This is a genomic window from Falsiroseomonas oleicola (assembly GCF_019029495.1).
GTDB classification, from domain to species: domain Bacteria; phylum Pseudomonadota; class Alphaproteobacteria; order Acetobacterales; family Acetobacteraceae; genus Falsiroseomonas; species Falsiroseomonas oleicola.
Genome location: NZ_JAERQM010000003.1, coordinates 1 through 13,564, shown reverse-complemented (window position 1 = coordinate 13,564; position 13,564 = coordinate 1). Strand labels below are relative to the sequence as shown.

Here is a 13,564-nt window from a genome sequence, read left to right as displayed (position 1 = left end):
CATGTCAGCCGGTGAAGGGCCAGGGATTGTCGGCCTGCCAGTCCTCGACGCGCAGCGAGGGGCCGAGATCCCGGAGAAGATCCTGCACCGGCACAATCTCGGCCATGTGCCCGCCGAGGCGCTCATACAGCGCGCGCGGCAGCGTGAATTCGATGGGCGCGACGATGGCGGGCGTCGGCACATAGCCAAAGGCGTTCTTCGGCAGCCGCAGCACATCCGCCATCACCGTGATGCCGCCGCCGGGCCAGAGATAGACCGGCGCGCCGCCCATGGTGACGCGGGTTTCGCCCGAGGCCACGCTGCGCGTCAGCAGCACGGGATTTTCCGTAACGCCCGCGCGCAGCGACCCGCCGGCGCCTGCCATGAAGATGACGCTGCAGAGAGATGGCTCGCAATTCTCGCCGATCCGCTCAACCACTTTCGCGACGCCATCCGGCATCTCCGCCGGCACCGGGCGAAGCGCATCGTCCAGCACGCACCACAGCGCATCCTCCCCGGTGGTGGAGGTCAGCAGCAGGCGCAGCCCGGGCCAGGCGGTCTTCGGGTCGATGCTCTCGATGATCGCCAGCGGGTCGCTGATATCCGTGCCGCCCCAGCCGAGGCCCGGATTCGCCACCTGGAAATACCGGCCGGGCGTGGAGCGCCGCCCGCGCAGCCGTATGCCGGTGGGCTTCATGCCGAGCACCTTGCCCGCCTGGTGTTCGGAGAGCAGGCCGGTGATGTGGTCATCCACCACGATCACCTCATCCACCTGGCCGAGCCACTGTTGCGCGAAGATGCCGATGGTGGCGCTGCCGCAGCCGACGCGCATGCGCACCTCCGGCTTGCCATCCACAATCGGCGCCTGGCCGGCCTGCACGCGGACCGCGTGGCCACCATCGATGGTGAGTTCCACCGCGTCACCCGCACACAGTTTCAGCAGCGTGTCGCAGGTGGTGGTGCCTTCGCGCTTGGAACCGCCGGTGAGGTGCCGCACGCCGCCGAGCGACAGCATCTGGCTGCCATATTCGGCGGTGGTGACATGGCCCACCTGTTCGCCATTGGCGCGCACGGCGGCGGTTTCGGCGCCGAGGTGCCGATCCGTGTCGATCTTCACCTTCACGCCGCAATAGCTGAAGATTCCCTCCGTCACGATGGTGACGGTATCCACCCCCGAATGGCTGGCGCCGACGATGAAGGGGGCGGGCTTGTAGTCTGGATAGGTGGTGCCGGCGCCGATGCCGGTGACGAAGGCGTGGGAGGGATCGAGCAACTGTCCGTCCCAGCCACCCTCCGCGAAAGCCACGACGGGGCCGCCGTTCTCCACCGCACGCGCCAGCGTCACCGCCGGATCGGTACGGACAAGCTGGCCGTTGTCATTGGCATAGCGCGAGCAGGCGCCACTGCGGCCGGGACGGATACGGCACAGCACGGGGCAGGCATCGCAGCGCACGATGCCCTGGTCGCCTTCCGCCGCGCCGAATTTCTGCGAACGTGCGGCGAGGCTGCCATGGTCGCTCATCGCATCTGCTCCCACAGCCGGTGCGGCAGCACGGGCACCTGGCGCAGGGTGACGCCGGTGGCGTGGCGGATGGCCGAGAGGATGGCCGGCGCGGTCGGCACCAGCGCCGGCTCGCCAACGCCTTTTGCCCCATAAGGGCCTTCGGGTTCCGGATCCTCGATCAGATGCACCGCGATCTCCGGCACGTCGCCCACGGTCGGGATCAGGTAGTCGTGCAGGTTTTCCGTACGGCCTGGAAGAAATTCCTCCATCAGCGCCAAGCCGAGGCCCTGGGCGATGCCGCCATGGATCTGGCCGAGCACGAGCGTGGGATTCACCGCGCGGCCCACATCCTGTGCCGCCACGATGCGCCGCACCTTGGTGACGCCGAGCCCGGTGTCCACCGAGACCAGCGCGATCTGCGCGGCAAAGCCGTAGGTGGCATAGGGCGTGCCCTGGCCGTTCTCGTCGAGCGCCGTGGTCGGAGGGTCATAGCGGCCTTCGGCTTCGAGGTCCGCGGGCAGCGTCGCCAGGTCGATCACCCGCGCGCTGCCGACATGCAGTTGCGTGCCTTCCAGCCGCAGCGCGGCATCGTCGCCCGCATTGGCCAGGGCGAGAATCCGCCGCCGCAGCGCCAGCCCCGTCTCCATCGCCGCGCGACCACTCACAAACGTCTGGCGGGAGGCGCTGGTCTTGCCGGCGTCGTAGGTGCGGGAGGTATCGCCCAGCACGAAGCGGAAGTTCTCCAGCGGCAGTCCCAGCGCATCCGCGCAGATCTGGGCCATGACGGTGGTGCTGCCCTGGCCGATATCCACGGCGCCGTTGAACAGCGTCAGCGTCCCATCGCGTGCCAGCGTGAGCTTCATGCGGGAGGGGTTGGACATGCTGGTATTGCCGCAGCCATACCACATGCAGGCAATGCCGGCGCCGAGCCTGATGCGCGGCTCATCGGCATTATGCGAGGCGACCTGCGCCAGCATCGCCTCCCAATCCGGCTTCAGCGCATCCAGGCATTCCGGCAGCCCGGCGGAGGCGTGCAGGACCTGGCCGCTATGCGTCGTGTCGCCGCGGCCGATGGCGTTGCGGCGGCGGATCTCCCAGCGATCGAGGCCGAGCTGTTCGGCCAGGTCATCCACCAGAGATTCCGTCGCGATCGCCGCCTGCGGAACACCAAAGCCACGAAAGGCGCCGGCGGGCGTATCGTTGGTGTAGATGGCGCGCGCGCGGTTGCGGAGATTGGCGATGCGGTAGGGGCCACCCGCATGCACGGGCACGCGATTGGCGACGGTGGCGCCCCAGCTCGCATAGGCGCCGGTGTTGAAGTCCGCATCGAATTCATAGCTGGTGAAGTGGCCCTGCGCATCGGCGGCCATGCGCGCGGTGATGCTGGCGGGGTGGCGCTTGGTGGTGCTCGCCATGCTCTCGGCGCGCGAATAGATGATGCGCACCGGCCGGTTCAGCTTGCGCGCGGCCACCGCCAGCAGCGGCTGCACCGAGACATCCAGCTTGCCACCAAAGCCGCCACCGCAGGCGCTGGGGCGGATTCTCACGAGTTCCTCCGCCACGCCGAGCACGCGTGCGGTCTCCTCGCGGTCCATATAGGGCGCCTGGGTGCAGGCAAAAACCTCCATGCCCAAGCCATCTGGCGCGGGCTGCGCATAGCCCGCCTCGGGTTCGATATAGGCGTGCTCGACGAAGGCTGTGGTGAAGCGGCCTTCGGCATGGGCGACGTCGCGCGCCGGCGTGCCGCGATTGAGCCGTCCCTCGATCAGCAGATTGTTCGGCGCATGCGCATGCAACTGCGGCGCCTCCGCCGCGCTGGCGGCTTCGGCGCCATGCAGCGCAAGCAGGGGATGCCAGGTGATCGGCAGCGCCGCATCGCGCACCGCCGCCACGGCCTCGCGCGTGCCGACCAGGCCGAGCACCGCCTCGCCGCGGAAGCGCACGAGGCCATCCGCCAGCACGGGCTGGTCCTTCAGGTTCGGCATGATGCCGAAGGCGTTGACGCCAGGCACATCGGCCGCGGTCAGGATGGCCTCCAGCCCCAGCTCGCGCCTTGCGGCTTCCAGATCGCCGAGCGAAAAGCGCGCGCTGGCATGCGGCGATCGCACCACGCGCAGCCACAGCGCATCCGCCGGCGCCTCATCCGCACCAAAACGGTCCGTACCATCCAGCTTTGCCACGCCATCGAGCCGCGCGATGCTGGCGCCGACGGCCTCGCCCGCGAGCGGCGCAGGGACGGCCTTCGGCGCCGCATCCAGCACGGCGTCCAGGATCTTGGCATAGCCGGTGCAGCGGCACAGCACGCCGCCCAGTGCATCACGCACCGCCGCACGATCCGGCGCCGCATCGCGCAGCAGCAGGTCGGCCGCGGCCATCAACATCCCCGGCGAGCAGATGCCGCACTGCGCCGCGCCATGGGCCAGGAAGGACGCGCGCAGCCGCGCCAGCACGGCGCCCACCGCGCCCTGCGTCGCGTCCACGGTCTGGATCTCGGCGCCCTGCGCCTGGGCCGAGGGGATCAGGCAGGCGCAGGCCTGCGCGCCATCCACGAGCACCGTGCAGGCACCGCAATCGCCGGCGTTGCAACCCTCCTTCGTGCCGGTCAGGCCGAGCCTTTCGCGCAGCGTATCCGACAGCGGCGCGAAGGGCGGCGCGGCGACGGTGCAGGGCGCGCCGTTCAGGGTGAAGGCGAGGTCGATCATGCGCGCGCCTCCAGCAGATCCTGCAACAGCACCAGCGCGGCATCGCGGCGATAGGCGGCGGTGGCGCGGATGTCGTCGATCGGCGTGATGGCTTCCAGATGATGTGGCTGCGGCACGCGCGTGGCCTGTGCGCGCGCCACGCCGAGCAGCGCGGCCTCCAGCCCCGGCAGGCGTTGCGCCACCGCCGAACAGGCGCCGAGGGCGATGCGCGCCTCGGTGATGCGCCCCGTGTCATCGGTGGCGATCACGCCGGCGGCCATGGCGATGGAGATCACCAGGTAGTGCCGCGCGCCCAGCTTGCGGAAGGCGCCCTGCGCGCCTTCCAGCCGCGGCACATGAAGCGCGAGCACCAGCTCATCCGCCGCCAGCGCGGTGGCGCGATAGCCGGTCAGGAATTCCGCCACCGGCAGCAGGCGCGTGCCGCGCGGGCTGGCGATCTCCACAGCGGCGTCCAGCGCCAGCAGGTTGGGAATGCCATCACCGGCCGGCGACGCGGTGACGAGATTGCCCACCAGCGTGCCACGATTCTGCACCTGCATGCCGCCCACTTCCCGCGACGCGGCCTTCAGCCCATCGAACAGCGGCGGCAGCGTCCTGCGCGCCAACGCGGACCAGGTGACGAGGCAGCCGATGCGCCAGCCGTCATCCGTTTCCTCGATGTCGCGCAGGCCGGGCAGGGCGCTGATGTCCAGCACATCCCGATGCGTCGGATCGCCCCAAGCCGCGCGCGCGATGCGGGCGGGGAAGATATCCGTGCCGCCGGCGAGCACGGCCACATCCGCCCCGGCGCGGATCGCCAGCGCATCGAGGAGCGTCGTCGGGCGGTGATAGGCGGTCATCCCCATAGCGCCTTCGCCTGGTCCGCCGTGTAATAGCCGCGCCGCACATCCCGCGCGACCAGCGCCGGGTCGCGGTCGCGTGGGTTGCCATAGCCGCCGCCGCCCGGCGTCATCACCTCCACCCGATCGCCGGCGCGCAGCTGCAGCCCCTGGTCCTTCGACAGGTGCAGCGGGATGGTGGTGGTGCCGTTGCGGTGCAGTTTGACGCTATTTTTCGCACCCTCGCCGCCGCCGAGCACGCCCGGCGGGCCGAAGCGGCCATGGTCCATCACGAAGCTCGCCTTGGCCTCGCCGCGCAGCAGCTCCACCTCGTAGTGCACGCCGAAGCCGCCGCGCTGCGCGCCGGCGCCGCCGGAGCCCTCATGGATCGCGAAACGCCTGAACAGGACGGGGTAGTACTGCTCCATCACCTCCACCGGCGCGGTCTTGCTGATGCCGATGGTGGAGCAGCCATTGGTCAGCCCATCGGCTTCCGCCGTGCCGCCATAGCCGCCGCCGGTGATCTGGTACATCACATAGCCGGCGTTGCGCGCGGGATCGAAGCCGCCGAGCGCGAAATTGCCGGAGGTGCCGGCGGGCGCCGCCCAGACCTCCGCTGGCAGCGCCTGCGCGATGGCGAGGAACACCGCCTCCGCAATCCGCTGCGAGACCTCCGCCGCGCAGCCGGAGACCGGGCGCGGGTAGCGCGCATCCAGGAACGTGCCTTCAGGCCGGATCACGCGCAGTGGCGCAAAGGTGCCGGCATTGATCGGCACATCCGGAAAAATGTGCTTCATCGCGAGGTAGACGGCAGAACAGGTGGTGGCCCAGACGGAATTCATCGGCCCCTGGCAGGGCGGCGAGGATTCGCCCAGGTCGAAGACCAGCTCATCACCCTGCCGCGTCACCGTCAGCGCGATGCGCAATGGTGCATCCACCACGCCGTCCGAATCCACGAAGGCTTCCGAGACATAGACGCCGTCCGGGATGCGCCGGATTTCCGCCAGCATCCGCTCCGCCGCGCGCGCGCGGATGCCGGCGATGGCCTCGCGCAGGGTCACCAGGCCATATCGGGACACCATCTCGGCCAGCCGCGCCTCTCCCACCAGCAGCGCCGCGGCCTGCGCCTTGATGTCGCCGATGCGCTGGTCGGCCACGCGGATATTGGACTGGATGATCGACAGGATCTCCCGATCCAGCACGCCCTTCTTGAACAGTTTTACGGGCGGCAGGCGCAGGCCTTCCTGTTCGACTTCCGTGGCATGGGCGGAGAAGCCGCCAGGGACCATGCCGCCGATATCCGGCCAGTGACCCGTGTTCTGAAGCCAGCAGAACAGCTCGCCATCGACAAAGAAGGGCCTGGCGAACCGCACATCCATCAGATGCGTGCCGCCCAGATAGGGGTCGTTGACGATGTAGATATCGCCCGGCTCCGGTGCCGCCACCGCGCCTTCGCCGATCAGCCGCACCAGATGCGCCGCCGAATGCGCCATCGTGCCGACGAAGACCGGCAGGCCGAGCTCGCCCTGCGCGATCAGCGCGCCATCCTCCGCGGCATAGATGCCATCCGAGCGGTCATCGGCCTCCGCGATCACCGGGGAAAACGCGGCGCGGGAAAAGGTGACGTCCATCTCGTTGCAGACCTGCTGCAACCCGGCCTGGATCACGGCGAGCGTCAGGGCATCGATCATGGCAGCACCGTGATGCGGAGATTGCCGATGGCATCGACCACGGCTTCAGATCGCGGTTCCAGCACCGTGGTCGCATCCGCCTGCTGGATGATGGCGGGGCCGGCGATGCGCGCGCCTTCTGCCAGCCTTTCGCGCTGCCAGACCGTGGCGCGGTGCCAGCTGCCCTCGGCATAGAGGTCCCGCTCTCCGACCCGCGCTTCACCGCCACGTTCGGCCGGGTCCAGCAGTGCGGAGAGCGGGAAGGCGCGGCGGCGGCCGATGACGGTGGTGGTCAGGTTCACCAGGACGGCGCGGACCTCGGGAAGCTGCACCTGGAAGCGGGCGAAATAAGCGGCCTCAAAGGCGGCCTGGATCTCTGGGCGCGTCATATCGATCCTCGGCAGGGCGACGCGGATCAGATGCGTCTGGCCGCGAAACTGCATGTCCGCTGCGTGCAGCACTTCTGTCCGCTCGATCTCCGCGCTATCGGCGGCGACGACGGCCAGGGCGCGATCGCGCTGTGCCGTCAGCGTCTCCGTGATCTCCTCGGCAGAAATATCGTCCAACCCGCGATTCAGCGTGTTCACCGCATCCTGCCGCAGGTCCGCCACCAGGCAGCCCAGCGCATTGGTGAGCCCCGGCCGTGCCGGCACCAGCACCATCGGGATGCCGATTTCCCGCGCCAGTGCCACCGCATGCAGCGGCCCGGCGCCGCCGAAGGCAAACAGACAGAAATCGCGCGGGTCGTGGCCGCGGGAGAGGGAGACCATGCGGATCGCGCCAGCCATATGCACATTGGCCAGCCGCAGCGTCGCCTCCGCCGCCTGTTCCACGCTCATGCCGAGCGGCGCGCCGATCTGCGCCGCGAAGGCCGCGCGCACGGCTTCCACAGGCACCGCATCCCGCACCGCCAGCAGCCGCGCGGGGTCGAGCCGCCCCAGCACCAGATTGGCATCCGTGATGGTGGGCCGCGTGCCGCCCCGCCCGAAGCAGATCGGTCCCGGCAGGCTGCCCGCGCTTTCCGGACCGACCCTAAACATGCCGGCGCGGTCCAGTCCGGCGATGGAACCGCCGCCCGCGCCCACCGTCCGCACATCCACCATCGGCAGATGGATCGGCAGCCCATAGGCGATGGACAGCTCGGCGGAGACTTCCGGCACGCCGCCGGCGATCAGCGCGACATCGGTGGAGGTGCCGCCCATGTCGTAGGTGATGGCATTGCGCAGCCCACTCTGGGCCAGCGTCGCCGCCGCCGCCATGACGCCGGAGGCCGGGCCGGACATGACCGTCTTCGCGGCCTCCCGCGCGACAAGCCGGGCCGGCACCGTGCCGCCATTGCCGTTCATCACCAGCAACTCGCGCCTGTGACCCTGCGCGGCAAGCTGGGCCTGCAGCCGCGTGATGTAGCGGTCCAGGATCGGCTGCACGGCGGCGTTCACCGCGGCCGTGGTTCCGCGTTCGTATTCCCGGAATTCCGAGAGCAGTTCGTGGCCCAGCGTGACGTAGTCATTCGGCCAGATCGCGCGGGCGATCTCCCCGGCGCGCCGTTCATGCGCCGGGTTTGCATAGGCGTGCAGGAAATGCACGACCAGCGCCTCGCAGCCTTCCGCCAGCAGCGCGCGCACCTCCCGCGCCACGGCTTCCTCATCCAGTGGCGTGACAGCGGCACCGCGCGCATCCATGCGCTCCGCCACCTCGCGCCGCCATTCGCGCGGCACCAGCGGTTCGAAGGTCCCCTTGAGGCCGTAGGGGTGTGGGCGCGTGCGGCGGCCGAGCTCCAGCACGTCGCGAAAGCCGGCAGTTGTGATCAGGCCAACTCGGGATAACTTGCGCTCCAGCACCGCATTGGTCGTGGCTGTGGTGCCGTGGATGATGAGATCCAGCTCCGCCGGCGAACTGCCCGCCGCCGCGATCGCCGCCAGCACGCCATCCGCCTGGTTCGCTGTGGTGGTCGGCACTTTGGCGAGCCGCACGCGCCCTTCCGCGTCCTGCAGAAGCAGGTCGGTAAAGGTGCCGCCGACATCGATGCCGGCCGTGATGTGGGACATGCGCGTCACACCGTCAGATAGGTGGTGCGGACCTGCTCATCCGCTTCCAGCGCCGCCATGCTGCCGGCGAAGCGGATGGCGCCCTTTTCGATGACGAAGGCGCGGTCGGCGACGGCGGCGGCGAAGTCGAGGCTCTGTTCGGAGAGCAGCACGGAAATCCCCTCCGCCTTCATGCGCAGCACGGCCTCCGCCATCAACTCCACGATCACCGGCGCCAGGCCCTCGGAGGGCTCGTCCAGCAGCACGGCTTCCGGATTGCCCATGAGCGTTCGCGCGATGGTCAGCATCTGCTGTTCCCCGCCCGACATGGCGGCAGCGCGCCGCCCACGCATCTCGGCGAGATTAGGGAAAATCTCGTAGAGGCGTTCCACCGTCCAGGCCGTGCGGCCGCCCTGCGCGGGGCGACGCCCGACTTCCAGATTCTCGGCCACCGTCAGGTCCGTGAAGATGCGCCGGTCTTCCGGCACATAGCCGAGGCCCGCGCGCGCGATCCGAAAGGGCGCCCAGCCGGTGATGTCCTGGCCGGCGAAGCGAACCTGGCCGGCGCGCGGCGGCAGCAGACCCATGATCGCCTTCATGGTGGTGGATTTGCCGGCGCCGTTGCGGCCCATCAGCGCCGCCACCTCGCCGCGTTCCAGGGTGATGTCCACGCCGAACAGCACCTCCGCCGGCCCATAGCCGGCGGTGACACCGGAGACTTCCAGCACGGGCTCAGCCATGCGCCGCACGCCTTGCCCGCAGCGCCGCCTTGTGGCCGGACTGGCCGAGATAGACGCGCTGCACTTCCGGATTGGCGCGCACGGATTCGGGCGAACCCTCCGCGATCACCTCGCCCCGCACCAGCACCAGGATGCGGTCGGCATGGGCGAAGACCGCATCCATGTCATGTTCCGTGAACAGCACGCCGATGCCCTGGCCGCGGGCGATATCGGCGGTGAGCTGCATCAGGCTGGCGCGTTCGCGCGGCGCCATGCCGGCGGTCGGTTCATCCATCAGCAGCAGTTTCGGCGCGGCGGCCAGCGCGATGGCGAGTTCCACGCGCTTCACATCGCCATAGGCCAGTTCCCCGATCGGCCGGTCCGCATCGCTCTCCATCCCGACCCGGGCCAGCAGGGCCAGCGCCTCCGTTCGGTAGAGCGTCGCGGCGTCGGAAATCAGGTCGCGGGTGCGGCCGTGATGGGCGATCAGCGCCATCTGGACATTGCCCAGGATGGACATGGACAGGAAGGTCTGCGCGACCTGGAAGGTGCGGCCGACGCCCAGCTTGCACACCTGGCGCGGCGGCTGGCCGGTGATGTCCTGGCCGTCCAGCAGCACCCGCCCGGTATCCGGCCGCAACTGTCCGCCGACCATGTTGAAGGTGGTGGATTTGCCGGCGCCATTCGGGCCGATGATCGCCAGCATTTCCCCCGCCGCCAGCGCGAAGGACACGTCCTTCGCGGCGACGACGCCGCCAAAGCGCTTGTTCAGCCCTTCCACCGACAGCAGCGTCATGCGCGCCTCCGCAGCGCGCCATAGGCACCGGACAGGCCGCGCGGAAAGATCAGCACCAAAGCGATGATGGAGGCGCCGAGGAAGAACCGCCAATGGTCCGTCAGCGGCATGAAGAAGTCCTTGATGGTGTGGAAGGCGGCCGCACCGGCGACGGCGCCCATCACAGTCTGCATGCCGCCCAGCAGGATCATCGCCAGGAAGTCGATGGACATCGGGATGGAGAGCAGCGTCGGGTCGATGGAGCCCTTGGAGAAGGCATAGAGCCCGCCGGCCAGCCCCGCCGCCCCGCCGGCCAGCGTGAAGGCCAGCCAGCGATGCCGCCGCACATCCACGCCGATGGCATCCGCCCGCTGTTCCGAATCCCGCGCCGCGCGCAGCGTCGCGCCGAAGGGCGCATAGGCCACGCGGCGCAGGCCGATGATGCCGAGGATGCAGCAGATGGCAACGAGGTAGTGAAACACCTCCCGCGACCTGGCCCAGGGGCTGGGCCAGACGCCGACCACGCCATTGTCGCCGCCCGTCACCTCCACCCATTGAAAGCAGACCGCATAGGCGATCTGCGCGAAGGCCAGGGTCAGCATTGCCAGGTAGATGCCGCTCAGCCGCACGATGAAGAAGCCGAACAGCGCCGCGAAGGCCGCGCCGGCGATGGGGGCGGCGATCAGCGCCGGTTCCATCGGCAGCCCGCCCTTGGTCACCAGCAGCCCCGCCGCATAGGCGCCGAGCCCGAAATAGGCGGCATGGCCGAAGGAGACGATGCCGCCATGCCCGACCAGCAGGTTCAGCGAGAAGGCGGCCAGCGCGAAGATCAGCACCTCCGTCACCACCTTCACCGTATAGGCGTCGCCGAAGACCGGCACGGCGAGGGTGGCGAGCACGGCGACGGCGGCGATCGCCTTTTCCCACACGCCGAAGCGCGGCATGGCCAGCACGCCTTCCGGCAGCGCGGCGCGCCCCGCCGCCGGTTCCGGTCGGCCGAGCAGCCCCCAGGGCTTCACCACCAGCACCACGGCCATCAGCAGGAAGACCAGCACCAGCGTGATCTTCGGGAAGATCAGCACGCCGAAGGAATTCAACTGCCCGATCAGCACCGCCGCCAGGAAGGCGCCCGGCACCGAGCCCATGCCGCCGATCACCGTCACCACGAAGGCCTCCGTGATGATCGACAGATCCATCTGGGAGGAGGCGGAGACGCGCGGAATCTGCAGGGCGCCGCCGAGCCCGGCGAGAAAGGCGCCGAGGAACAGCGTGCCGGTGAACAGCAGCGCCTGGTTCACGCCCAGCGCGCCCACCATCTCCCGGTCCCGCGTCGCCGCGCGGATCAGGATGCCGAAGCGCGTCTTGTGCATCAGCAACCACAACAGCCCGAGCACGGCGGGGCCGACGCAGATCAGGAACAGCTCATAGGCCGGGAAGCGCTGGCCGAGGATCTCCACGCCATGTCGCAGGCCGGGCGCGCGCGGCCCGGGGATCTCCACCGGCCCCCAGAGCCACAGCACCGCATCCTGCACCATCAGCACCACGCCGAAGGTGGCCAGAAGCTGGAACAGTTCGGGCACCTTGTAGAGCCGCCGCAGCAGCAGGATTTCCATCAGCACGCCGAGCAGGCCCACCACGGCGGCGGAAATCAGCACGCCGCAGAAGAACAGCAGCGGCGATCGGTCGAAATCCAGCAGCCAGGGCACCACCGTCACCGCCACATAGGCACCGAGCATGTAGAAGCTGCCATGCGCGAAATTGACGATGCGGGTGACGCCGAAGACCAGCGTCAGCCCCGATGCGATGACGAACAGCGAAGACGCGCTGGCCAGCCCCGACAGGGACTGGACCAGCAGGAAGCCGAGATCCATGCGCCGCGGTCAGGCCCGTGGGCGCGCCGCGCGCACCTCATCCTCGGGGAACAGGTAGTTGGCGCCATCGGCATAGCGCGCATTGCGCATGGTGCCGGTGCGGCCGCGCAGCACCGTCTCCCCCACCCAGGTGCCCATGGTGCCCTGGTGGTCCAGGCCGCGCATGGTGACATTGCCGACGATGGTCTGGGTCGGCAGGTCGGCCAGCGCATCGACCAGCGCCTCCGTCTCCGTCGAATTCGCCTTGTTCAGCAGGCTGGCGACGACCTGGGCGGTGACATAGCCCAGCACGCTGCCCTTGCGCGGCGTGTCGTTGAAGCGGGCGCGATAGGCGGCGATGAAGGCCTTGTGCGACGCCTCCTCCACCTGTTCCCAGGGATAGCCGGTGGTGATCCAGCCATCGGGGCATTCATCGCCCAGCGGCAGCATGTATTCCGGCTCCCCGGTCAGCAGGGACAGCACCAGGCGGCGCTCGAACAGCCCGCGGGTATTGCCCTCCCGCACGAAGGCGGTCAGGTCCGGTCCGAACAGCACGTTGAAGATGCCATCCGGCCGCGCCTGGGCCAGCGCGCCCACCGTGGCGCCGGCATCCACCCGGCCGAGCGCCGGATACTGCTCCGCCACAATTTCGGCGCCCGGGATGGCAGTGCCGATCAGCTTCTTGAAGTTCGCCGCCGCCGATTGCCCGTATTCATAGTTCGGCGCGACGATCGCCCAGCGCTTCGCGGTCTTGCCGCGCGCCGCTTCCACCACCATGCGGGTCTGCATGTAGGTGCCCGGCCGTAGCCGCCAGGTGTAGCGATTGCCCTGGGCCATGGTCAGCGCATCGGTCAGCGGCTCCGTCGCCAGGAACAGTTTTTTCCGTTGATTGGCGAAGTCGGAGACGGCGAGGCCGACATTCGACAGGAAGGTGCCGGCGAGGAAGGCGCAGCCTTCCCGCGTCAGCAGGTCTTCCGCCACGCGCACCGCGTCGCCGGGGGTCGAGCCGTCGTCGCGGAACACGAATTCCAGCGGCCGCCCGCCCATGACGCCGCCGGCCTGGTTGATCGCATCGGCCGCGAGCTGGATGGCGTTGCGATAGGGCACCGCGAAGGCCGCCATGCGGGAATAGGAGTTCAGCTCCCCGATCTTGATCGGCGCGCCCTGCGCCGGTGCCATGCCGGGGCGCAGCCCGGCAACCAGGCCAGTGCCCGCGGCCAGGGCGGTGCGCCGGGTGAAGGTGAAACCAGCCATGCCAGAGATCCCCATCTCGCTGTCTGGGCCGCATCCTCCCCCGGGTCGCGGCCTGGGTCCAGCGGCTTTCGCGGTCTGCAAGGGCGGCCGATGCGGCCCGGGCATCACCCCTTTGCCCAAAGCCGCGCCGGCCTGCCGAAACGGGACGCATGGTTACAAGACGCGGCTCCGCGGTAGTGGGTCAGTTTGATTTCTGACCCTGACTCTTTTCCCATTCCTCCAAAACCACCACCATATCGGCCAGTTCCCAAAGCTTGGCGCTCACG

General features: G+C 69.3%; 9 protein-coding genes. All 9 read right to left on the bottom strand.

Annotation, left to right across the window (positions count from 1 at the left end; genetic code table 11):
* Window positions 1-4: 4 nt before the first annotated feature.
* From JJQ90_RS10910 to JJQ90_RS10870, 9 genes are read right to left on the bottom strand one after another with little or no spacing between them, the layout of a single operon-like run.
* Window positions 5-1,501, bottom strand: a complete 1,497-nt coding sequence (locus JJQ90_RS10910; RefSeq protein ID WP_216875296.1) for a 6-hydroxynicotinate reductase — start codon at window positions 1,499-1,501, stop codon at window positions 5-7.
* On the bottom strand, window positions 1,498-4,185 hold the full coding sequence (locus JJQ90_RS10905) for a molybdopterin-dependent oxidoreductase (protein WP_216875294.1): 2,688 nt from the start codon (window positions 4,183-4,185) through the stop codon (window positions 1,498-1,500). Before JJQ90_RS10905 ends, JJQ90_RS10910 begins: the two co-directional genes overlap by 4 nt.
* On the bottom strand, window positions 4,182-5,024 hold the full coding sequence (locus tag JJQ90_RS10900) for an FAD binding domain-containing protein (protein WP_216875292.1): 843 nt from the start codon (window positions 5,022-5,024) through the stop codon (window positions 4,182-4,184). Before JJQ90_RS10900 ends, JJQ90_RS10905 begins: the two co-directional genes overlap by 4 nt.
* The gene (locus JJQ90_RS10895; RefSeq protein WP_216875290.1) at window positions 5,021-6,694 is read right to left on the bottom strand and encodes a hydantoinase B/oxoprolinase family protein; all 1,674 of its coding nucleotides are present in this window, start codon (window positions 6,692-6,694) and stop codon (window positions 5,021-5,023) included. Before JJQ90_RS10895 ends, JJQ90_RS10900 begins: the two co-directional genes overlap by 4 nt.
* The gene (locus tag JJQ90_RS10890) at window positions 6,691-8,721 is read right to left on the bottom strand and encodes a hydantoinase/oxoprolinase family protein (protein WP_216875288.1); all 2,031 of its coding nucleotides are present in this window, start codon (window positions 8,719-8,721) and stop codon (window positions 6,691-6,693) included. Before JJQ90_RS10890 ends, JJQ90_RS10895 begins: the two co-directional genes overlap by 4 nt.
* A gap of 5 nt (window positions 8,722-8,726) precedes the next feature.
* Window positions 8,727-9,440: an ABC transporter ATP-binding protein gene (locus JJQ90_RS10885; RefSeq protein WP_216875286.1), complete on the bottom strand. Its 714-nt coding sequence runs from the start codon at window positions 9,438-9,440 to the stop codon at window positions 8,727-8,729.
* Window positions 9,433-10,215, bottom strand: coding sequence for an ABC transporter ATP-binding protein (locus tag JJQ90_RS10880; RefSeq protein ID WP_216875284.1), 783 nt, complete (start codon window positions 10,213-10,215; stop codon window positions 9,433-9,435). Before JJQ90_RS10880 ends, JJQ90_RS10885 begins: the two co-directional genes overlap by 8 nt.
* A complete protein-coding gene (locus JJQ90_RS10875; protein WP_216875282.1) occupies window positions 10,212-12,065 on the bottom strand; it encodes an ABC transporter permease in 1,854 nt (617 codons plus the stop codon). The genes JJQ90_RS10880 and JJQ90_RS10875 overlap by 4 nt, the downstream gene beginning before the upstream one ends.
* Window positions 12,066-12,074: 9 nt before the next feature.
* Complete coding sequence (locus JJQ90_RS10870) at window positions 12,075-13,298, bottom strand: ABC transporter substrate-binding protein (protein ID WP_216875280.1); 1,224 nt, start codon at window positions 13,296-13,298, stop codon at window positions 12,075-12,077.
* Window positions 13,299-13,564: the final 266 nt, after the last annotated feature.